This window comes from Aeromonas bivalvium (genome assembly GCF_046078285.1).
GTDB lineage: Bacteria > Pseudomonadota > Gammaproteobacteria > Enterobacterales > Aeromonadaceae > Aeromonas > Aeromonas bivalvium.
This window is the reverse complement of record NZ_JBGXBV010000001.1, coordinates 1,054,463-1,076,386: the sequence shown is the minus strand read 5'-3', so window position 1 is coordinate 1,076,386 and position 21,924 is coordinate 1,054,463. Positions and strand designations below refer to the sequence as shown.

The following is a 21,924-nucleotide window of genomic DNA, read 5'->3' as shown; positions in this document are numbered from 1 at the left end:
GCCTGGTTCATGACGGCTCGTCCTCGTCAGCCTCATCCGGGGCGCCATTGCCCGCCGGTGCCTGGCCTATCACCACCCGGTCACCCTCCTCGAGCCCGGCCAGCACCTCGACCTTGATCTCGTCCTGGAGCCCGGTCTTGATGGTGAGGGTCTGGGGGACGTCCCCAGTGAGCCGTTGCACCTGGTATTCCCCCGGCCCCAGCCGTTTGCCGAGGGCGGTTCTGGGGATGGTGAGGACCCCCTGGCGCCGGTCGCGCACTATGGTGACCTGGGTGGTCATGGCGACCCGCAGGGCATGGTCGGGGTTGGCCACGTCGAACAGGGCATAGTAGTAGACGGCAACATTGGTGCCGCTGGTGCTGGTGGTCTGATCGTTGATGTTGGTGGGGGCCAGCTCCACGGTGCGCAGCCTGGCCTGGTAGCGGGTGTCGGGATCCCCTATCAGGGTGAAATAGACCGGCATGCCGGCATGGACCTTGCTGACATCGGCCTCGGAGATCTGGGCCTTGACCGTCATGGTGTCCAGGTTCGCGAGCTTGAGCAGGGTGGGCACCGTCTGGGTGGCGGCCAGGGTCTGACCCTGACGGGTGACGATGGCGATGACGGTGCCATCCATGGGGGCCAGGATCTTGGTGTAGCCGAGCTGGGTGCGGGCACGCTCGACCTTGATGGTAGCGCTGTCGATGTTGGCCTGGGCATTTTGCACCTCGGCCCGGGTCACCGCGAGCTGGGCCTCGGCGCTCTCGAGATCGGCCCTCGAGCTTGCCTGCTGGCTGAACATCTGCTGCTGGCGGCGCCAGGCGAGTTCGAACTGCGTGAGCTGGGCCAGCTTGATCTTGAGCTGGGCCTGGCTGCTGGCGAGTTCGGCCTGGGCCGTCTTGAGGTCGTTCTGGGCGATGAGGGGATCTATCTCGGCCAGCAGTTCTCCCTGCTTGACCCGTTGGCCATTCTCCACCAGCAGGCGGGTCACCTGGCCCGAGACCTGGGCGCCTACATCGACCTGCTCCACCGCCTCCAGCACGCCGCTGGCGAGCACCGCATCTTCTATGTCCTCACGGGTCACGGGGGCACTGAGCTGGGGGGAGGGGGCCTTGGCCGGCCAGAGCAGCCAGACAGTCAGGGCCAGCAGCAGGGCGGCGAGCAGCCAGCGCAGCCTGGGAGTAAGGGGCATCTTCATGATTTTGCTGACATCCACACAAGAGGAAGAGACAAAAGGAAATATCCTGCAGTAAATGGCGGCCAAAAGACAGCCGCCAAGGTGTAACAAAGTTTGTCGCCCTGGTCCGCTCGCGGCCCTTCGACCGGGGCGCCCGGGTCACTCCCGGGTCAGCTGGGCGCCGAGCCAGGGCAGCCCCTGCTTCTTGCGACTCACCACGCCGGCCAGGGTCACGGGCTGGCACGGCAGGCGGGGATCCGGGCGATCCGGGTGGGTGCAGGCCGAGATCCGGCTCTCCTTCGCGCCAAGGTCCGTCACCATCAGCACATAGGCATCCAGGTTCTCCTCCCGAACCCGGCGCGCCATCTCGGCCTCGAGGGCCGCCAGCAGGGGGGTTATCTGCCCCAGGCCGGCCACCTCTATCTGGCTCATCACCAGGTTGCGCCCCGCCAGCTGGTAGCCCTTCTCGTCCTGGCGCAGCAGCTGGGCGGCGTCCAGTCCATCGAGATCCGTCTTGGCCGCCAGCAACTGCTGGCCAAATTCGGCCAGGTCGAGCCCGGCCAGGGGGGCGAGCCGCTGGCAGGCCGTCTCGTCCTGGGCCGTGGTGGTGGGGGAGCGGAGGCAGAGGGTGTCGCTCAGGATGGCGCCGAGCAGCAGGCGGGCCTGGGCGCGGGTCGGCTCGCCGATGAGATCCAGCACTATGGTGGCCGAGCTGCCCACGGCGCGGATCCAGGCATCGAGCGGCGCCTCGGTGCGCAGGGAACCCAGTCTGTGGTGATCCACCAGGCCGATGACGTTGGCCCTGGCCAGTCCCTCTGGCCCCTGCTCTAGCTCGCTGAAATCCACCAACCAGACGTCCAGCCCGCTGACCTCCCGCGCCAGCAGAGCGGGGGGCGCCACGCCGGCACGGGCGAGAATGAAGCGGGTCTCGGTGCGCAGCTCTCCCAGGCGCCAGGGGGTGGCGGGGCGACCCTGGCCATTGAGCCAGTCCGCCAGCACCAGGGCGCAGCAGATGCTGTCGCAGTCTGGATTGCGATGACCGAATACGTGGATCATGAAGGCCTCCGGATGAGATGGGTCGGGCACGGGATGCAGGGGCATCAGCATAACAGCCGAGGCAAGCGATGGGGACTCATTATTGCGGGGTTCAGGGGGCAGAGAGTCTGTGTGCCAGGGCAGGGAATACCGGGCCTGGCCGGGGACACAGGGGCCAGAGAGAGGCGTCGAGGGCATATTGGGCTGGAGCCCGAGGAGCCGGGGCCTGAGGGGCTCTGGCGGTCTAGCCGCCTCGCGCCCTGTTGCGAAAGCGTATGGGCACTGGCCTGCATGCAGGGCGGCGGTTTATCTGCCTCGCTTGGCGCACCATGGGTGGCGGCTGAGGGCGTGTTCTCCTTGGATGGCTGCTTGCTGCTTGCTGCTTGCCGCCTGCCGTCGCCAAGGCCCGGACTTGCCATCCCGTCGGCTAGGGCAGCCGGCGGCGGCTGGTCCGGCTCTTTGCTTCACACCCGGTTGCGGCGGCGTATGGAGACAGATCGGCACTGTGGCTGCTTGCCTCTATCGTCGCGCCCGCTCGGGGCTGCGCAGCAGGGTGGCCGCTTGTTTCACCGCCAGCCCCTGGCTTCGGATCAGGCTTGCAACAGTTCGCGGGCGTTGGCCAGGGTGTTGTCGGTTATCTGGTCGCCGCCGAGCAAGCGGGCGAGTTCATTGAGACGGGCCCTGTCGTCAAGCGCGCTCATGCGGGTCTCGGTTGTCTTGCCGTCCGTGTGTTTGCTCACCACCAGGTGCTGGTGGCCATTGCCCGCCACCTGGGGCAGGTGGGTGACCACCATCACCTGGGTCGATTCGCCGAGCTGGCGCAAGAGGCGGCCCACCACGGCGGCGGTGGGGCCGCTGATCCCCACATCCACCTCGTCGAAGATCAGGGTGGGGGTGGCGACCTTGCGGGCGCTGATCACCACTATGGCCAGGCTGATGCGAGACAACTCGCCGCCGGAGGCGACCTTGCCCAGCGGCTGCATGGGCTGGCCCGGGTTGGTGGTGACCATGAACTCCACCCGATCGATGCCGAGGGGGGAGAGGCTGGCATTGGCATCCGGCTTGATCTCGATGGCGAAGCGGCCATCGGCCATGGAGAGCTCCTGCATGCTGGCGGTGACCTGGGTGGCCAGTTCGGCGCCGTAGCGTTGCCGGCTCTGGCTCAGGGCCTCGGCAGCCTGCAGGAAGGCGGTGCGGGCCTGGGCCAGCTCGCTCTCCATCCCCTCGAGGCGCTCCTCATCTGAGTGCAGGCGGGCGAGATCGCTGGCCAGATCCTGGTGGAACTGGGCCAGTTCGGCGGGTTTGACATGGTGCTTGCGGGCCAGGTTGATCGCCTTGGATAGACGGGCCTCCAGCTCGTTGAAGCGCTCGGGGTCGAGCTCCAGCCGATCCAGGTAGCTGCGCAGCTCGCTGTGGCTCTCCTGCACCCCTATCAGGGATTCGTTCAGCATCTCCAGCACGGGGGCGAGGCGGGCATCCATGGCGACCAGCCCTTCCGCCCTGTCCACCGCCACCTGGAGCAGGCCGGCGATGGTGGTCTCTTCGTTGTCATGGAGCAGGTCGAGGCAGAAGCCGCACTCCTGCATCAGCTCGGTGCCGTTGGCCAGGCGCTGGTGCTCCTCTTCGATGGCCTCGAACTCGCCCGGTTGCAGCGCAAATTCGTCAAGCTCCTGCACCTGATATTCGATGAGCTGGCGGCGGGCCTCCCGCTGTTGCTGCTCGGCCTTGAGGCGGTTGAGCTCGTTTTGCAGTTGACGCCACTGCTGATAGTGCTGGCGCACGTCCGCCAGCAGCAGATGGTGGCCGGCGTAGCCGTCCAGCAGGGCGAGCTGATAGTCGGGCTTGAGCAACAGCTGGTGGGCGTGCTGGCCGTGGACGTTGACCAGCAGCTGCCCCAGGTTGCGCAACTGGGTCAGAGGGACGGGGACACCGTTGACATAGCTGCGGGATCGCCCTTCCGCCGAGACCACGCGCCGCACTATGCACTCCCCTTCGCTCTCGAGTTCATTGCCGGCGAGCCAGGCGCGGGCCAGGGGATTGCCGTCGAGCAGGAAGCGGGCGCTCACCTCAGTCTTGTCGCTGCCTGGGCGCACCATGGCGGCCTCGGCCCGCTCGCCGAGGCACAGGCCGAGGGCGTCGATGGCGATGGACTTGCCCGCCCCGGTCTCACCCGTGATGCAGGTCATGCCGGGTTGCAGATCGAGCTCGAGAAACTTGACGATGGCGAAGTTGTTGACGGTCAGCTGGGTCAGCATGGTCTCATCCTGTATGGGTCAACATTACTGTGTATGCATCCAGTATATACTGGTCTTATATACAGTAAAGTATGCCGAGAGAGATTTTTCCGGACAAAGAGCGCGATGAGCCGGGAGAGGGGCGCAAAGGAAGGGGTCCTGGCTCGGGATCGCTCGCCTCCTGCGGGGCTTGTCGAGGGGGGACCTTGTGGAGTCGGGGTGGCTGAGACACACTCGAGACAGGCCTGGCTCAGGTTGAGCCGGGGCAGGCTCTTCTGCCCTCACCAAGGATGCGTCAAGATGATCCACACCCCGACCCTGCTGTTGATCTCCCTGGCAATCAATCTGATGTCGGCGCTGCTCATGCTGTTCATCCACACCCTCAAGCCCGGTCGGCGCAATTTCCTGCTCTGGTCCCTGTCGGCCTTTCTCTTCTCCCTCTCCATCTTGCTGCTCAGTCTGGGGGTGTTGGCCGGGCACCCGGCCCTGGGCATGCGGGTCGGTGGTCTGGTCTCCCTCATGAGCATATTGCTGTTGCTGGCCGGTTTTTATGCCCTCTATGGTCTGCCATGGCGACCCCGCCCCCTGTGGGCAGGGGTTGCCCTGTTGCTGCTTGCCTATCTGGGGCTGTCGAGCCTGGTGGACGTGCGGCTGGTGTTGGCGCTGATGGAATCCGCGCTCTACCTCTGGTGCGCTTGTCTCATCGTCTCCCTCAGCCAGCACCAGAAGCGGGTGCTCTATACGGTTTCTGTCATCTACCTGCTTCATTTCGCGATCCTGCTGAGCCAGGGGGTGTTGTTGCTGGCCAAGGCGCAGGGGCACTGGCTGCTGGACGGCATCTTCTTCATGCACATGGTGCTGACCATAGGCTCGGTATTGCTGTTGCCCCTGGTGGCCTATGTGGAGACGGAGCAGGCGCTGTTGGCGCTTTCGGAGCGGGATCCCCTCACCGGGGTGCTCAACCGGCGCGGCCTGTTCAGGCTGGGGGAGCGGGCGCTGCCGGGGCAGATGCGCTGCGTGGTGGTGCTCGACATAGACCACTTCAAGCGCGTCAATGACAGATTCGGTCACGGCTGCGGTGACGAGGTGATCCGCTACGTGGCCAGGGTGCTGGTGACAGAGGTGCGCAAGGACGATCTGGTGGGGCGCATCGGTGGCGAGGAGTTCGCCATCATCATGGAGGGGGTGAGCGGCGAGATGGCGCACTCCATTTGCGACCGGATCCGCCGCCAGATAGAGACAGGCACCCGCGAGGGTGCCTGTCCGCCGTGCGAGGGGGTGACGGTCAGCGTGGGGGGGATCTGCGCCCGGGGGGGATCCGGGCTGGCGCAGTTGCTGACCCGGGCCGACGAGGCCATGTACCGGGTGAAGGCAGCGGGGCGAAACGGCATCCATTTCCAGCCCGACTCCGAGCCGCTGCGGCTGGTCGAAGGGGGCGAGATTTAGCCTGTTCCCTGTTCCGGTTAGCGCCTGCCGCTGACCAGAAGGGCCTCTTGTCCGGGATCTGGGCTAGAACAGCTTGCTGCCCCAGCCGAGCTTGTTGCGCAGCACGTGGAAGTAGCTGTAATCGAGCGGGTGCACCAGGTGCAGCTTGTGCTGGCTCTTCTTGATGAGGATCTCGTCCCCCGGGTGCACCGCCAGGGTGACCTGACCATCGCAGCTCACCTGCATGGCATCGTCCTGGTTGTCCGGGGAGACCAGCAGCCGCACCTCGCTGTCGGCGTCCAGTACGATGGGACGGCTGCTCAGGGTGTGCGGAAACATGGGCACCAGGGTGATGGCGTTGAGCTTGGGGGTGAGGATGGCGCCACCGGCCGAGAGGGAATAGGCGGTGGAGCCGGTGGGGGTGGCCACTATGATGCCGTCCGCCCGCTGGCTGTACATGAAGCTGCCATCGATATAGACCTCGAACTCTATCATGTGGGCTATCTTGCCCGGGTGCAGCACCGCCTCGTTCACCGCCAGATTGCTCGCCTTGCGCTCGCCATGGCGATAGACGGCGGCCTCCAGCAAGAATCTGTGTTCGCTCTTGAAGTGGCCGGAGAGCACCTGCTCCAGGGGCATCAGGTAATCCTGGGGCGAGAGATCGGTGAGAAAGCCGAGGTTGCCCCGGTTCACCCCTATCACGGCCACATCGAACCGTGACAGCACCCGGGCCGCCCCCAGCATGTTGCCATCCCCGCCGACCACGATGGCGAGATCCGCCTGCTCGCCCAGCTGCACCAGATCCATCACGTTTTCATCCAGGATGCCGAGGGTATGGGCGACCCGGCTCTCCACCAGCACCCGGAAACCCCGGGTGGTCAGGTAGTGGTGCAAGCCGGTCAGAGTCTGGTTGGCCCCTTCGTGATGGGGTTTGCCAATCAGGGCGACGGTTTTGAACGGAGAATCCATGGCTTATCGGGTCTGGGTGAGTATTGGGGGGAGTATACCGCGCTTTGCCGGGGATTTGTCTGTCTCCATGGCAGTTGGCGCAATCGGCTCTGAAGCGCGGCAAAATGGCCGGTTGGCAGGCACCATTGCCCACGACATGGGCTTTTCCCCTTGAAAGCCGGGGCTGCGTCCCCATAATAGCGCCAACACAGGGGCTGCTGAGGCGTCGTCCCCTGCCTGAGCCTCAGCAACCCCTTACAAGCAACCCTGAACATTGGAGATGTCATGAACCACGAAGAGCAAAAGGTTGAAGCGATGGAGCAAGTGGAAGTCCAGCCAGTCGAGCCGACCGATGTAGACAGTGAAGTGACAGCCGAGCAGGTGCGTATCGCCGAGCTGGAGGCGCAGCTGGAGGCCGCCCTGCTGGCATGCCAGGAAGAGCGCGAGCGTGCCGTGCGTGCCGTCGCCGAGATGGAAAACCTGCGTCGCCGCGCCGCTCAGGACGTGGAGAAGGCCCACAAGTTCGCCCTGGAGAAGTTCGCAGGCGAACTGCTGCCGGTGCTGGACAATCTGGAGCGTGCCATCGAACTGGCCGACAAGGAGAGCGAAGCCCTCAAGCCCATGATCGAAGGGGTGGAGCTGACCCTCAAATCCATGCAGAGCGGTGTCGCCAAGTTTGGCCTGGTGGCCCTGGACCCCACCAACCAGCCGTTCGACCCCAATGCCCATCAGGCCATGAGCATGGTGCCGAGCGCCGAGGTGGCCCCGAACACCGTCATCGCCGTGATGCAGAAGGGCTACGAGCTCAACGGCCGCGTCATTCGTCCGGCCATGGTGATGGTCTCCAAGGCACCGGCCTGAGCCCCATCCCAGTGCTGAGCCCGCCGCTCGGCGGGCTTTTTGTTGGTCGAGGTGGCGTTTTTTCGGGCCGGCGTGCAACAAAACCCCGCGTTTTTTGCATGGTGCCCTTGAAGCCATCTGGCCCGGCCCCATATAGGTGACAAGGCACGGTGGCAGTAAAAATTTACTGTCGGGAGCTTGAAAGCGACTCGCGAAGCCCCCACCTAGCCGTTAACGCATTAAGGCGAGCGATTCGCCTGTTTAATCTAAGTATTTGGAGATTCGTCAAATGGGTAAAATCATCGGTATTGACCTGGGTACTACCAACTCCTGCGTCGCCATTCTGGATGGCGACACTGCTCGCGTGATCGAGAACGCAGAGGGCGACCGTACTACTCCGTCCATCATTGCCTATGCCGATGATGGCGAGATCCTGGTTGGTCAGCCTGCCAAGCGTCAGGCCATCACCAACCCGAAGAACACCCTGTTCGCCATCAAGCGTCTGATCGGCCGTCGCTTCGAAGATGAAGAAGTGCAGCGTGACCTGAAGATCATGCCGTACGCCATCGCCAAGGCCGACAACGGCGACGCCTGGGTTGAAGTGAAGGGCAAGAAGATGGCACCGCCGCAGATCTCTGCCGAAGTGCTGAAAAAGATGAAGAAGACCGCCGAGGATTACCTGGGCGAGCCGGTAACCGAAGCCGTCATCACTGTTCCGGCCTACTTCAACGACGCCCAGCGTCAGGCTACCAAGGATGCCGGTCGCATCGCCGGTCTGGATGTAAAACGCATCATCAACGAACCGACCGCGGCTGCTTTCGCTTACGGCGTGAACAAGGTCAAGGGTGAGCGCAAGGTTGCCGTCTATGACCTGGGTGGCGGTACCTTCGATATCTCCATCATCGAGATCGACGAAGTGGAAGGGGAAACCACCTTCGAAGTGCTGGCGACCAACGGTAACACCCACTTGGGTGGTGAAGACTTCGACAACCGCGTCATCAACTACCTGGTTGAAGAGTTCAAGCGTGAGCAGGGCATTGACCTGCGCAACGACCAGCTGGCCCTGCAGCGTCTGAAAGATGCCGCCGAGAAGGCCAAGATCGAGCTCTCTTCTGCCCAGCAGACCGACGTGAACCTGCCGTACATCACCGCAGATGCCACCGGTCCCAAGCACATGAACATCAAGGTGACCCGCGCCAAGCTGGAATCCCTGGTGGAAGACATGGTGAAAGACTCCCTGGAGCCGGTCCGTGTCGCTCTGAAAGACTCCGGTCTGGCGGTTGGCGAGATCGACGACGTGATTCTGGTGGGCGGTCAGACCCGTATGCCGCTGGTGCAGAAGACTGTTGCCGAGTTCTTCGGCAAAGAGCCGCGCAAAGACGTCAACCCGGACGAAGCCGTGGCCATGGGTGCCGCCATCCAGGGTGCCGTCCTGTCCGGTGACAAGACAGACGTACTGCTGCTGGACGTGACCCCGCTCTCTCTGGGTATCGAGACCATGGGCAGCGTGATGACTGCGCTCATCGAGAAGAACACCACCATCCCGACCAAGAAGTCCCAGGTGTTCTCCACTGCCGAAGACAACCAGTCTGCCGTGACCATTCACGTGCTGCAGGGTGAGCGCAAGCGCGCCAGCGACAACAAGTCCCTGGGCCAGTTCAACCTGGAAGGCATCCGTCCGGCGCCGCGCGGTCTGCCGCAGATCGAAGTGACCTTCGACATCGACGCCAACGGCATCCTGCACGTCTCCGCCAAAGACAAGGAGACCAACAAGGAGCAGAAGATCACCATCCAGGCCTCTTCCGGTCTGTCTGATGAGGAGATCGAACGCATGGTACGCGAGGCGGAAGCCAACGCGGCCGAGGACAAGAAGTTCGAAGAGCTGGTGCAGACCCGCAACCAGGCTGACGGTCTGGTCCACTCGGTACGCAAGCAGGTCACCGAAGCCGGTGACGCCCTGCCTGCCGACGACAAGACCAAGATCGAGACTGCACTGTCCGAGCTGGAAGCCGCCATCAAGGGCGACGACAAGGCCGCCATCGAAGCCAAGCAACAGGCGCTGATGGAAGCCTCCCAGAAGCTGATGGAAATTGCCCAGCAGCAGGCTCAGGCGCAAGGCGCCGGTGCCGATGCCGGTCAGTCCTCCTCTTCTGCCAAGGCGGACGACGACGTGGTCGATGCCGAGTTCGAAGAAGTGAAAGACGACAAGAAGTAAGCCTTACCCAGATGGGCGAAGTTCCCTTCGCCCATCGGCTTGAGTCTATGAATTCACGGGCGTTGGGTAACCAACGCCCGTCTGCATAACTGCTGAAAACCCAATAGGATGAGTATGTCGAAGCGCGATTTCTATGAAGTGCTCGGGGTGGCCAAGGGTGCCGACGAGCGCGAGATCAAGAAGGCGTACAAGCGTCTGGCCATGAAGTATCACCCGGACCGCAACCAGGGTGATGCCGCCTCCGAAGAGAAGTTCAAAGAGGTCAAGGAGGCCTACGAGGTCCTGACCGACGAGAACCTGCGCGCCCGTTACGATCAGTACGGTCATGCCGGGGTGGATCAGAGCCAGGGCGGCGGTCACGGCGGCTTCGGCGGTGGTGCCGATTTCGGTGACATCTTCGGTGACGTGTTCGGTGACATCTTCGGTGGCAGCCGTGGCGGCGGTCGTCGCGGCCCGGCCCGGGGCTCCGACCTGCGCTACACCATGGAGCTGACCCTGGAAGAGGCTGTGCGCGGTGTCTCCAAGGAGATCAAGGTGCCGACCCTGGTCCACTGCGAGGTCTGCAACGGCTCCGGTGCCCACACCGGCAGCTCTGCCCAGACCTGCCCGACCTGCCATGGCGCCGGTCAGGTGCAGATGCGTCAGGGCTTCTTCGCGGTGCAGCAAGCCTGTCCCCACTGTCACGGTCGCGGCAAGATCATCAAGGATCCGTGCCGCAAGTGTCATGGCGAGGGCCGCTACCAGAAGACCAAGACGCTGTCGGTGAAAATTCCGGCGGGCGTCGACACCGGGGATCGCATCCGTCTCTCCGGCGAAGGGGAAGCGGGGGAGGCCGGCGCGCCGGCCGGGGATCTCTACGTACAGGTGCACGTCAAGGAGCACGAGATCTTCGTGCGTGACGGCAACAACCTCTACTGCGAGGTGCCCATCAGCTTCACCGCGGCGGCCCTGGGTGGCGAAATCGAAGTGCCGACCCTGGATGGCCGGGTCAAGCTCAAGGTGACCCCCGAGACCCAGACCGGCAAGATGTTCCGCATGCGCGGCAAGGGCGTCAAGTCCGTGCGCTCCGGCCAGGTGGGGGATCTGATGTGCAAGGTGGTGATCGAGACACCGGTCAAGCTGACCGAGACCCAGAAGGATCTGCTGCGCCAGCTGGACGACTCCTTCAGCGGCGCCGCCGCCAAGACCCACAAGCCGAAATCCGAAGGCTTCTTCGAAGGGGTGAAACGCTTCTTCGACGATCTGACCAGCTGATTTTTGCGACCCAGATAGACAGAGCCGGCCTTGTGCCGGCTCTTTTTTTGCCTGTCGTTCGGCCCGGACTCGCCCTATTGAGTGGATCCCGATGAGGGATCCGCTTCACAACTTCCAGCAAGGCTTGCTGCGCAAATGCTACCTCGCTCACAGAGTAGCTGAAACGGTTTAGCTGGCATATTGAGTTAGCTAAAGCGGTTTAGCTATGCTCTGCTCGTCCATAACAACAGCGCCCGGACGGGCGGCAGATGACAGGTGAGGAAGATGACGATGTTCAAGAGCAAGTTGGCGCTGGCCGTGGCGCTGGGATTGGGGATGAGCAGCCCACTGTGGGCGGCCGAGGGCGGTATAGAGGCCCGTCTGGCGGCGCTGGAGGCGCGGGTGCAGGCGGCAGAGGCGCGCGCCGCCGCCGCCGAAGCGCGGGCCGATGAGGCCCAGAGCAAGGCGAGCGAGGCCCGGGAGACCGCCGTGGTGGCCAAGGCCCGGAGCGAGAAGGTGGACAAGCAGACCGCCGGCGCCCAGGGCTTCGAGTTCCACGGCTATGCCCGCTCCGGCCTTCTGGTCAACGGCAATGGCAACGGCGGGCGCGGTGGCCCCTACATCACCCCGGCCGGCTCTGTGGGCGGCGCCGTGGGGCGCCTTGGCAACGAAGACGACACCTACATGGAGGCCAACCTGCTGAAGACCCAGACCTTCGACGATGGCAGCTGGGCCCGCTACAAGCTGATGCTGGCGGACGGGGTGGAGACCAGCAACGACTGGACCGCCAGCGATTCCAGCCTCAACACCCGCCAGGTGTTTGCCGAAATCGGCGATCTGGCGAGCTTTGGCGGCCCCTTCCAGCACTCGGTGCTCTGGGCGGGCAAGCGCTTCGATAGGGACAACTTCGACATCCACTGGCTCGACTCGGACGTGGTCTTCCTGGCCGGCACCGGCGGCGGCGTCTACGACGTGCAGCTGGCCGACAGCTGGAAGGCGAACTTCTCCCTCTACGGGCGCGACTACGGCGACATCAGCGCCAGCGGTCTGTCCGACATCGAGAGCTACATCCTCACCATGAACAACCGCGTCGGCAACTGGCAGTGGATGCTGAACGGTCTGTCTGCCAAGGACAACGAGGCGCGCATCAACGACGGCGGCGCGGGCAGCGAAGCGGCAAACAAGGGGGTGCACACCCTGCTGGCCTACCACGCGGACAGCTTCTTTGGCATCAACCCCGGCTTCTCCAAGGCGGCCGTGCTGTACGGCCATGGCCTGGGGGCCGAGCTCAAGGGACTGGGATCCGACAGCGAGCTGCTGCCGGATGCGGACGCGGTACGCATCGCCGTGTTTGGCGCCACCGATATCACTCCGCGCTGGCGTATCGCCCCGGCCCTGCTGGCCGAGCACAGCCAGGATCGCTACGTGAAGGGGGACGAGTATCAGTGGCTGACCCTCAACACCCGGGTGGCCCAGGTGCTGAGCCAGAACGTCGAGCTGATCTACGAGGCCACCTGGCAGTACATGGATCTCGATCCCAAGGGCTACAAAGGCCGTCAGGCGGCGAGTGGCGACTTTGCCAAGCTCACCTTCGCCCCCACCTTCAAGGCGCAGACCGTCGGCTTCTTCGAGCGGCCGGAGTTGCGGGTATTCGCCACCTGGATGGACTGGTCCTCCGATCTCGACAACTACGCCAGTACCGATGCCATGGGCCAGAGCGACTTCACCGCCGGTGGCGAGTGGAACTTTGGCGTGCAGATGGAAACCTGGTTCTAGTTCGTTATCCCGATCACAAAAATGGCAGCCGATCTCGGGATCTCTTGGTTAGCTAAAACGGTTTAGCTGATAATGCGGACCAAGAACTCGGAGCCTGGCTCCGGCAAATCCTGTGCAGCAGTGGAGTAGCAAGGTGGGGAATCGTGTGTGGGTAATGGGGGATGCGGTGGTGGATCTCATCCCGGAAGGGGAGCGGCACTACCTCAGGTGTCCGGGGGGAGCACCGGCCAATGTGGCGGTAGGCGTTGCCCGGCTTGGCGGTGAGTCGGCCTTTATCGGCCGGGTCGGCGCGGATCCCTTTGGCCGCTTTATGGCCGATACCCTGGCAAGGGAAGGGGTGGATACCGCTTGTCTGCGGACGGATCCCGCCCACCGAACCAGCACGGTGCTGGTGGAACTCGACGCCGAGGGGGAGCGCAGCTTCACCTTCATGGTGCGCCCCAGTGCCGACCAGTTCCTGAGCCCCGCCGATCTGCCGGTCTTCCAGGCCGGGCAGTGGCTGCTCACCTGCTCCATTGCGCTTGCCAACGAGCCGGTGCGCGGCAGTTGCCTGCAAGCCATGGCGACCATCCGGGCCGTCGGGGGACGGGTCTGCTTCGACCCCAACCTGAGGCCCGAGGTGTGGGGCAATCCCGCCGAGATGCTGCCCGTGGTGCGCGAGGCCATCGGGCAGGCGGACGTGGTCAAGCTCTCGGTGGAGGAGCTGCAACTGCTGAGCGGTCTGGACGATCTGGCCGCGGGGCTTGCCACCCTTTCAGGGCCGGCACTGGTGCTGGTGACCCGGGGGGCGGCCGGTGTGGTGGCCCGTCTGGGGGGCGAGCAACTGGAGTGGGTGGGGCCCAAAGTGACGCCCATCGACACCACGGGGGCGGGGGATGCCTTCGTCGCCGGTCTGCTGGCGGCCTTGGCCGAACGGACCTCGCTGCCCGCTCTGAATGAGCTGCCCGCCATCCTGGCCCGGGCCCACGGCTGCGGGGCGCTCGCCACCACCGCCAAGGGGGCCATGACGGCGCTGCCCACCCGCACCCGGCTGGATGAATTTTTGCGATCGGGCGCAAGCGGCCGTTGATCTGCGGCTAGAAGCCCGGCTCGACAGCCCCTACTCTCATGTGACAAGGGCCCGCCAGCTGGCGGGTCATAAGAGGAAGATTATGAATATCAGTGCGATAGCCCAGGATCTGGTGCCCCTGCTCGGGGGCAGGGAGAACATCGTCAGCGCCGCCCACTGCGCCACCCGGCTGCGGCTGGTGCTGGCGGACGACAGCAAGGTGAACAAGGCCGCCATCGACAAGCTGGAGGGGGTCAAGGGGTGCTTCAGCAATGCCGGCCAAATTCAGGTGATCTTCGGCACTGGCCTGGTCAACAAGGTCTATGCGGAGTTCGTCACCCTGACCGGGACAGGCACCGCCAGCAAGGCGGAGCTGACCGACATGGCGACGGCCAAGCTCAATGTGGCCCAGCGCCTGGCGCGGACCCTCTCCAACATTTTCGTGCCCATCATTCCGGCCATCGTCGCGTCCGGCCTGCTGATGGGGCTGCTCGGCATGGTGCGCACCTACGGCTGGGTCAACGCCGACAGCGCCCTGTTCGTCATGCTCGACATGTTCAGCTCGGCGGCCTTCATCATACTGCCGATCCTCATCGGCTTCACGGCGGCGCGGGAGTTTGGCGGCAACCCCTACCTCGGAGCGACCCTGGGCGGCATTCTCACCCACCCGGCCCTGACCAACGCCTGGGGCGTGGCGGGTGGCTTCAAGACCATGGACTTCTTCGGGCTGGACGTGGCCATGATCGGCTACCAGGGCACCGTCTTCCCGGTGCTCTTGGCGGTCTGGTTCATGTCCCACCTGGAGAAACAGCTGAGAAGGCGCATCCCGGATGCCCTGGATCTCATCCTCACCCCGTTTTTGACCGTCATCATCACCGGCTTCGTGGCGCTGCTCTTCATCGGCCCCGCCGGGCGGGTGCTGGGGGATGGCATCTCGTTCGGTCTGAGCGCCCTCTATGAGCAGGCAGGCTGGCTGGCGGGTCTGGTGTTTGGCGGGACTTATTCCCTTATCGTCATCACCGGCATCCACCACAGCTTCCACGCCATCGAGGCGGGGCTGCTGGCCAACCCTGCCATCGGCGTCAACTTCCTGCTGCCCATCTGGGCCATGGCCAACGTGGCCCAGGGCGGGGCTTGCCTCGCGGTCTACTTCAAGACCCGGGACGTGAAGATCAAGGCCATCACGGTGCCGGCGGCCATGTCCTGCCTGCTCGGCATCACCGAGGCGGCAATCTTCGGGGTCAACCTGCGCTACATCAAGCCCTTCCTGGCCGGTCTGTTCGGCGGGGCCTGCGGCGGCGCCTACGTGGTGGCGGCCAAGGTCGGCATGACGGCGGTGGGCCTGACCGGCATCCCGGGCATGGCCATCGTCCAGCCCATGAGCCTCATCCACTATGTCATCGGTCTGGTGATCGCCTTTGGCGCCGCTTTCGCCGCCTCCTACCTGCTCAAGTACAAGGTGGAGTGATGAAGGAAAGCCATCTCCTGAACCTGGTTGTCCGGTCCCTGCTGGCCGGACAGCTCAAGGCGGCGGCCGATCCCCATCGGCCCCGCTGGCATCTGGCAGCCCCGGTGGGGCTGCTCAACGATCCCAACGGCTTTATCGAGCACGACGGGCGCTACCATCTTTTCTACCAGTGGAACCCGCTCGGTTGCGAGCACCGCAACAAGGGCTGGGGGCATGTCACCTCCACCGATCTGCTGCACTGGCAGCACGAGCCGGTGGCGCTGCTGCCCACCGAGGCCTATGAGAGCCACGGCTGCTATTCGGGCTCGGCGGTGAGCGACGAGCAGGGGCGTCTGACCCTTATCTACACCGGCAACGTCAAATACCCGGACGGCAGCCGCACCGCCTACCAGTGTCTGGCCCGCGCCGACGGTGAGGGCGGTTTTGCCAAGCTGGGGCCTGTGCTGGATCTGCCCCAAGGCTACAGCGGCCATGTGCGCGACCCCAAGGTGTGGCACGACGGTCGACAGTGGCTGATGGTGCTGGGAGCCCGCACCCTGGATGACAAGGGAGAAGTGCTGCTCTATCGCGGTGACACCCTGGATGCCTGGACGCTGGTGGGCCCCATCGCCGGTAGCGGGCGCGGGGGGCTGGGGGACTTTGGCTATATGTGGGAGTGCCCGGACCTCTTCCCCCTGGGGGATAGTCATGTGCTCATCAGCTGTCCCCAGGGGATTGCTCCGCTGGGGGACGATTATCGCAACCTCTATCAGTGCGGCTGGTTGGCGGGCAACTTCGACGGGATGCGCTTCGAGCACGGGGCTTTCCACGAGCTGGACTGGGGCTTCGAGTTCTATGCGCCGCAAACCACCCAGGACCGCCAGGGGCGGCGCCTGCTGTTTGGCTGGCTGGGGCTGCCGGAGGAGAACGAGATGAGCCAGCCCACCATCCCCTATGGCTGGATCCACCAGATGAGCTGCCCGCGGGAGCTGTTCTGGCAAGGCGACTGGCTCTGCCAGCGGCCGGTGGCAGAGCTGGTCGCCCTCAAGGGGGAGCAGACCCGCTTCGAGGGGGGGCTCGGTGAGTTTCCGGGGCTGGCCATCGACTCGGCCTGGCTCGATCTGGCCTTGAGCGGGGAGGGGAGCCTCTGGTTCGGGGCCGTGGCCGAGCTGGTGTGGCAGCCGGGGCGCCTTGTCCTGCGGCGCCAGAACTGGCAGAGCGGGGCCTGGGAGGAGCGATGCTGCCCCTGGCTTGGAGGCAAGATCACCGTCCTGTGCGATCGCTCCAGTCTGGAGTGCTTCGTCGATGGCGGGCGCCAGAGCCTGTCGACCCGCTACTTCCCCGGTGAAAAGCCTCAACTTTCATCGGGTAAGGGCGCTGATGGCAGCAAAATTTGCCTGGATCACTGGCCGCTGGCGACCTGCCTAGTACAATAGCCCGGTCTCAGTGTGCCGGGAGGTCAGGTGGAGAAGAAGAAACGGATCACGATTGCCCAGATAGCCGAGCTCGCGGGGGTCTCCAAGGCCACCGCCAGCCTGGTACTCAACGGCAAGAGTGCGGAATACCGCATCGCCGACGATACCCGCAAGCGGATCCAGGCGGTGGCGGACGAGTGCCACTATCAGCCCAGCATCCATGCCCGCTCCCTGCGCGAGAGCCGCAGCTACACCTGGGGGCTGGTGATCCCCGACCTCACCAACTTCGGTTTCGCCAGCATCGCCCGTGCCCTGGAGGCCCGCTGTCGGGAGGCGGGGATCCAGCTGCTGATCGCCTGTTCAGAAGATGACCCCACCCTGGAGCAGCGGGTGGTGGACAACCTCATCAGTCGTCAGGTGGATGGCCTCATCGTCGCCTCCAGTGGCCATAGCGACGACATCTATGCCCGCATCCACGACCGTCTGCCCGTGGTGCAGCTCGACCGCCACATCGGGGAGTCGCGCCTGCCCATGGTGATCTCGGACGCCTGCAAGGCCACCGCCGAGCTGGTGCAGGACATGGCCCGCGAGTGCGGCGAGGAGATCTACTACTTCGGCGGCCTGCTGGATCTCTCCCCCAGCCGCCACCGGCTGGCGGGTTACGAGCTCGGGCTGCATCGGGCCGGGCTGGAGGCGCCAGAGAGTCAGGTACGCCATCGCGACTATCAGCCAAGCTCCGGCTATCAGCTGATGGCCGAGCTGGTGGCCGAGCTGGGGGCGCCGCCGAAGGGGTTGTTTACCGCCTCTTTCACCCTGCTGGAGGGGGTGCTGCGCTACCTCAACGAGGCGGGGCTGATGGAGACCGGCATGCGCCTGTGTACCTTCGACGATCACGATCTGCTCGACTGCATCCCCATGCGCATCGATTCCGTGGCCCAGGATTGCCCGGCCCTGGCCCGGGCCGCCTTCGAGCTGATGCAGCAGCTCATTGCGGGCAATCCCCCTGCCCAGACCGCCCAGGTGATTAACCCCAGGGTGCGCTGGCGCAGCCGCCGCTAGGCACGCGGTTCCCTTTCCTGTGAAAAAGCCCCGCCGGATCCGGCGGGGCTTTTTGTGCTGCGCCCGGGGCGAGGGCGTCAATCGGTAATGCTGGCTCGCCAGAAGATCTGCTTGATGTGGGGATGCTCTCCGAGCGTGTTCATCAGGGCATCGAGCTTGGTGCCATCGATGGCGCTGGCGAGCAGCGCCGCCGAGATCTCGAGATCCTGATCGCCGAAGGGGGTGATGTCGAGCTCGCTCAGGGGGTAGTGGGCCTGCTCCAGCATCTGCTCGAGCCAGGGCAGCACCTCCTTCTGGTGAGCGCGGCCGATGAGGGCGGTCACGTGATAGGTCACTTCGGTGTCCATATTGTCCACCGGATCACGGTTTATCTGGTTGACCAGGGGGCGCAGCAGGGTGTTGGCGGCCAGCACGAAGAGGGCGCCGAGGATGGCTTCCAGGGCGAACCCGGCGCCGCAGGCGGCCCCGACCGCGGCCACACCCCACAGGGTGGCGGCTGTGTTGATGCCGCGGATGTTGCCGGATTCCCGCATGATGACGCCGGCGCCGAGAAAACCGATGCCGGAGACGATGTAGGCCACCACGTGGACCACGCCGTAACTGCCGCCGTGCAGGTCATAGATGCGCTGGGCCAGGTTGACGAAGAGTGCCGCCCCCACGGCGACCAGCACGTTGGTGCGAAGGCCGGCGGTGCGCTGGCGGTACTGGCGCTCCAGCCCGACCAGACTGCCCAGCACGAAGGCGAGCAGCAGGCTGGCCAGGGTGTCCGCCAGGGCGAGAAAATCGAGTTGTTGCCACATTCTCATGGGTGACTCCTTCTGGGGATGCCGGCCGGCCCTCGCCCCCCGGCTTGCGTGAGAGACGGGACAAGGTCGGCATCCTGGTGAATGCAGGGGCGCGACCCGCCTCCTGACGGGGCGGGACGGTGCAAACAGGGAGCAGGCCCTTCACGGTGGCCCGGGAAGGACCTCGCCTCGTTCGAGGGTCAATGGCTGGTGGCGTCGTCCCCGGCGCGGGGGCGCAGCTCCCAGCGTACCGGGCGCACAACCGCTACCAGGTGGATGAACTGCACCAGATAGCGGCGCTGGGGCGGCGTGCAGTAGAGGCTCAGTACCAGCACACGCCTTTCACCGCGCCCGGGCTTCATGGCCTGCATGGGGCTGAGTCCGGCCGGTTGCAGGGTGTGGCTCACCGCCGCCAGCACCTGCTCCATGTCGGCTCTGTCCTCGCAGCGGATGTGCAGCCGATAGAGGTGCTGACGTCGTCTGCCGCCTTGCCAGAGCGGTCGCAGGCTCCGTCCCAGTCTGCTCAGCAGGGAAGGGGATTTGTCAGCGACAGGGTTGTTTGAAATCAAGCGCATAGCAGCCTCCTTGTGGGAAGCAGAAACTATGCAGGCAAGGTGCCGGGGATGAGTCCGCGTCACCTGACGTCAAGTGTGAAAAGCGGGGAAGAAGAGGGATCCACTTCTCGCCGGGTGGCGAGTCGCGGCAGAAAAATAGCTGCGGCTAGCTCGCGACCTGGGTGCCGACGACGAGGGTCGGCGTGCGTCTGTCACTTGATGAGTTGCCCACCTATGGTCTCCGCTAGTGATAAAGAGGCGACATGGTAGCCGATGCGGCGATCGGGGTAAACCTTGGCGCCCTGACAGCAAAATATTGAAACAATATGAGATTTTTCCAATATGCTGCCAATGGCCCCCGTTTGATGAGCAGGCCTGGGTGATGCCGGGCCCATCCGCCCGAGCATGGCGGCGGGACAGACGCCGGTGAACGGCTCCCGCCTCGCGTCGCGGCCACTGCGCTTCCCCATCTTTATTTAGATGTTGCTAATTTAATGTCATTTCATACAATGACGTTAATATCAGGAGTTGCTAATTTATCCCTGTATCGGGTCGACGGGACAAACCGCTGGGCCCTGGGGCTGCAAACCCATTTTTGTCACTCAGATGAGGAAATTCGATGATGGAAAGCCAATGGCTGCTCTCCCTCGGGGGCGGCATGCTGGTGGGGCTGTCGGCCCTGATCCTGATGCTGTTCAACGGCCGGGTGGCCGGGATCAGCGGCATTCTGGCCGGCGCCCTGCAACAGAAAGCACCCTGGCGGCTGCTGTTTCTGCTGGGGCTGGGGACGGGCGCCTGGCTGGCGCTGACCCTGGGTTGGGCCAGCATGCCCGCATTGACCACCTTGCCCGGTTGGCCTGTGGTGCTGCTGGCCGGCTTGCTGGTGGGCATAGGCACCCGCCTTGGCAATGGCTGCACCAGCGGTCACGGCATCTGCGGCATGGGGCGGCTCTCGGTGCGATCCATCGCCGCCACCCTGACCTTTATGGCGGTGGGTTTCATCACCGTCTTTTTCACTCACCACATTCTCTGACGGGGTGATTGCCATGAGATTGCTGACAAGTTTGCTCGCGGGTCTGCTGTTCGGGCTGGGGATGGCCATCTCCGGCATGATAGACCCCGCCCGGGTCACCGGTTTTCTCGATCTGGCCGGCGCCTGGGATCCCAGCCTCGCCTTCGTGATGGGGGGCGCCCTGGTGGTCTTCATGCCGGGTTATTTTTTGTTGGTGAAGCCCCGCAGTCGGAGCCTGCTGGGTGAGCCCATCGTCGCCGTGCCGCCCTCCGTGCTGGATAGACCCCTGCTGGGGGGCGCCGCCCTGTTCGGCATCGGCTGGGGACTGGTGGGCATCTGCCCGGGGCCGGCCTTGAGCCTGATATCCAGCGGTCAGCCCATGATATTGCTCTTCATCGCGGCCATGGTGGCCGGGATCCTGCTGGTGGACAGGGTCTGGGTCCGGTGGCGGGACAAGATTCGCTCCCCTCATGCCGCCTGAGCCCAGGAGGGGCGTGGCCCGGGGCTGACCGTCAGGGTGGGCCCCGCCTCCCGCCATGATCCCCGCCCTTGTGCCTCTGCCTCCTGCTCATGGTTGCTCTTTTTTGAGTCCCCCCATGAGACTCGGTCCCAGGAATGGTATTGTGCTCTCTTGCGTCCACCATGAGGTCCTGCCATGTCTCCCTTGCGCCTGCTCGTCTCCGACTCCCACGATCCCCTGTTCAACCTGGCGGTGGAGGAGTGCATCTTCCGCCAGATGGACCCGACCCAGCGGGTGCTGTTCCTGTGGCGAAACGCCAATACGGTGGTGATAGGTCGGGCCCAGAATCCCTGGAAGGAGTGCAACACCCGCCGCATGGAAGAGGACGGGGTGACGCTCGCCCGGCGCAGCAGCGGAGGCGGCGCCGTGTTTCACGACCTTGGCAACAGCTGCTTCACCTTCATGGCGGGCAAGCCCGGCTATGACAAGAGCGTCTCCACCTCCATCGTGCTCAATGCCCTGGTGCGGCTCGGGGTGAGTGCCTTTGCCTCGGGGCGCAACGATCTGCTGGTGGCCACGGCGGACGGGGATCGCAAGGTGTCGGGCTCGGCCTATCGGGAGACCCAGGATCGCGGTTTTCATCATGGCACCCTGCTGCTGGACGCCGACCTCGGTCGCCTCGCTCACTACCTCAACCCCGATCCCAAGAAGCTGGCGGCCAAGGGGATCAGCTCGGTACGCAGCCGGGTCGCGAACCTGTGCGATCTCCTGCCGGGGATAGATCATCAGCAGGTGAATGACGCCCTCGTGGAGGCCTTCTTTGCCCACTACGGCGCGCGCGTCTCCCCCGAGCATATCTCGCCGGCCCAATTGCCCGCCCTGCCGGGCTTTGCCGAGACCTTCGCCCGCCAGCGCAGCTGGGAGTGGAACTTCGGCCATGCCCCTGCGTTCAGCCATCAGCTGGACGAGCGTTTCGGCTGGGGCGGGGTGGAGCTGCACTTCGATGTGGAGAAGGGCGTGATAGGGCGGGCGCAGATCTTCAGCGACAGCCTGGATCCGGCGCCCCTGGATACCCTGGCCCAGAGGCTGGTGGGCGTGGCCTATCGCAGTGACGCCATCGCCGCGCTGCTGGGGCAGTTGAAGGGCGACTTCCCGGCCCGGCACGCCGAGCTCGATGAGCTCTCCTGTTGGTTGCAGGGGGCGCTGCGCTGATGGGATGATGGGGGCGGCCATGCTTGCGCATGGTGCCCGACGGCGCCGAACGTGAAACGGCGGGATTGTC

General features: G+C 64.6%; 18 protein-coding genes. 12 read left to right on the top strand and 6 right to left on the bottom strand.

Features of this window, described 5'->3' with window-relative positions; translation table 11 throughout:
* Positions 1 to 7: 7 nt before the first annotated feature.
* From ACEUCR_RS04920 to recN, 3 genes are all read right to left on the bottom strand, one after another.
* Entirely contained in the window at positions 8 to 1,171 is a 1,164-nt protein-coding gene (locus tag ACEUCR_RS04920) for an efflux RND transporter periplasmic adaptor subunit (protein WP_408789045.1), read from the bottom strand.
* A 144-nt stretch (positions 1,172 to 1,315) separates the two neighbouring features.
* Positions 1,316 to 2,212: a DHH family phosphoesterase gene (locus ACEUCR_RS04915; RefSeq protein ID WP_408788455.1), complete on the bottom strand. Its 897-nt coding sequence runs from the start codon at positions 2,210 to 2,212 to the stop codon at positions 1,316 to 1,318.
* 569 nt (positions 2,213 to 2,781) lie between these two features.
* A complete protein-coding gene (recN, locus tag ACEUCR_RS04910; RefSeq protein ID WP_042000049.1) occupies positions 2,782 to 4,446 on the bottom strand; it encodes a DNA repair protein RecN in 1,665 nt (554 codons plus the stop codon).
* 279 nt (positions 4,447 to 4,725) lie between these two features.
* Between recN and ACEUCR_RS04905 the strand changes: the two genes are divergently transcribed.
* Positions 4,726 to 5,871 carry a GGDEF domain-containing protein gene (locus ACEUCR_RS04905; protein WP_408788453.1) on the top strand — a complete coding sequence of 382 codons (1,146 nt, stop codon included), beginning with the start codon at positions 4,726 to 4,728 and terminating at the stop codon, positions 5,869 to 5,871.
* 63 nt (positions 5,872 to 5,934) lie between these two features.
* Here ACEUCR_RS04905 and nadK read toward each other — a convergent pair whose 3' ends face one another.
* Positions 5,935 to 6,819, bottom strand: a complete 885-nt coding sequence (nadK, locus tag ACEUCR_RS04900) for an NAD(+) kinase (protein ID WP_042000056.1) — start codon at positions 6,817 to 6,819, stop codon at positions 5,935 to 5,937.
* Between the two features lie 264 nt (positions 6,820 to 7,083).
* Between nadK and grpE the strand changes: the two genes are divergently transcribed.
* The 8 genes from grpE (at position 7,084) to ACEUCR_RS04860 (ending at position 17,831) form a co-directional block, all read left to right on the top strand.
* Complete coding sequence (gene grpE / locus ACEUCR_RS04895; protein ID WP_408758682.1) at positions 7,084 to 7,659, top strand: nucleotide exchange factor GrpE; 576 nt, start codon at positions 7,084 to 7,086, stop codon at positions 7,657 to 7,659.
* Between the two features lie 268 nt (positions 7,660 to 7,927).
* The gene (dnaK, locus tag ACEUCR_RS04890; RefSeq protein WP_042000062.1) at positions 7,928 to 9,853 is read left to right on the top strand and encodes a molecular chaperone DnaK; all 1,926 of its coding nucleotides are present in this window, start codon (positions 7,928 to 7,930) and stop codon (positions 9,851 to 9,853) included.
* Between the two features lie 114 nt (positions 9,854 to 9,967).
* Positions 9,968 to 11,107, top strand: coding sequence for a molecular chaperone DnaJ (gene dnaJ / locus ACEUCR_RS04885; protein WP_042000064.1), 1,140 nt, complete (start codon positions 9,968 to 9,970; stop codon positions 11,105 to 11,107).
* A gap of 264 nt (positions 11,108 to 11,371) precedes the next feature.
* The gene (locus ACEUCR_RS04880; protein ID WP_408788450.1) at positions 11,372 to 12,862 is read left to right on the top strand and encodes a carbohydrate porin; all 1,491 of its coding nucleotides are present in this window, start codon (positions 11,372 to 11,374) and stop codon (positions 12,860 to 12,862) included.
* Positions 12,863 to 12,974: 112 nt separating this feature from the next.
* Positions 12,975 to 13,931 carry an aminoimidazole riboside kinase gene (locus ACEUCR_RS04875; RefSeq protein WP_408788447.1) on the top strand — a complete coding sequence of 319 codons (957 nt, stop codon included), beginning with the start codon at positions 12,975 to 12,977 and terminating at the stop codon, positions 13,929 to 13,931.
* A gap of 82 nt (positions 13,932 to 14,013) precedes the next feature.
* Positions 14,014 to 15,378 (top strand): sucrose-specific PTS transporter subunit IIBC, encoded by a 1,365-nt coding sequence (locus tag ACEUCR_RS04870; protein ID WP_408788444.1) that lies wholly within the window; start codon positions 14,014 to 14,016, stop codon positions 15,376 to 15,378.
* Positions 15,378 to 16,793 (top strand): glycoside hydrolase family 32 protein, encoded by a 1,416-nt coding sequence (locus tag ACEUCR_RS04865; RefSeq protein ID WP_408788441.1) that lies wholly within the window; start codon positions 15,378 to 15,380, stop codon positions 16,791 to 16,793. Before ACEUCR_RS04870 ends, ACEUCR_RS04865 begins: the two co-directional genes overlap by 1 nt.
* Positions 16,794 to 16,820: 27 nt before the next feature.
* Positions 16,821 to 17,831, top strand: a complete 1,011-nt coding sequence (locus ACEUCR_RS04860; protein WP_042000079.1) for a substrate-binding domain-containing protein — start codon at positions 16,821 to 16,823, stop codon at positions 17,829 to 17,831.
* A 77-nt stretch (positions 17,832 to 17,908) separates the two neighbouring features.
* On the opposite strand, the gene ACEUCR_RS04855 is transcribed toward ACEUCR_RS04860, so the two are convergent.
* On the bottom strand, positions 17,909 to 18,637 hold the full coding sequence (locus tag ACEUCR_RS04855; RefSeq protein WP_111874982.1) for an MgtC/SapB family protein: 729 nt from the start codon (positions 18,635 to 18,637) through the stop codon (positions 17,909 to 17,911).
* 179 nt (positions 18,638 to 18,816) lie between these two features.
* Positions 18,817 to 19,191 carry a hypothetical protein gene (locus ACEUCR_RS04850; RefSeq protein ID WP_111874981.1) on the bottom strand — a complete coding sequence of 125 codons (375 nt, stop codon included), beginning with the start codon at positions 19,189 to 19,191 and terminating at the stop codon, positions 18,817 to 18,819.
* Between the two features lie 598 nt (positions 19,192 to 19,789).
* On the opposite strand from ACEUCR_RS04850, the gene ACEUCR_RS04845 reads away from it, so the two are divergent.
* From ACEUCR_RS04845 to ACEUCR_RS04835, 3 genes are all read left to right on the top strand, one after another.
* Entirely contained in the window at positions 19,790 to 20,203 is a 414-nt protein-coding gene (locus ACEUCR_RS04845; protein ID WP_162625775.1) for a YeeE/YedE family protein, read from the top strand.
* A 13-nt stretch (positions 20,204 to 20,216) separates the two neighbouring features.
* Positions 20,217 to 20,663 (top strand): YeeE/YedE family protein, encoded by a 447-nt coding sequence (locus ACEUCR_RS04840; RefSeq protein ID WP_162625774.1) that lies wholly within the window; start codon positions 20,217 to 20,219, stop codon positions 20,661 to 20,663.
* Positions 20,664 to 20,837: 174 nt separating this feature from the next.
* Positions 20,838 to 21,854 (top strand): lipoate--protein ligase A, encoded by a 1,017-nt coding sequence (locus tag ACEUCR_RS04835; protein WP_408788438.1) that lies wholly within the window; start codon positions 20,838 to 20,840, stop codon positions 21,852 to 21,854.
* Positions 21,855 to 21,924: the final 70 nt, after the last annotated feature.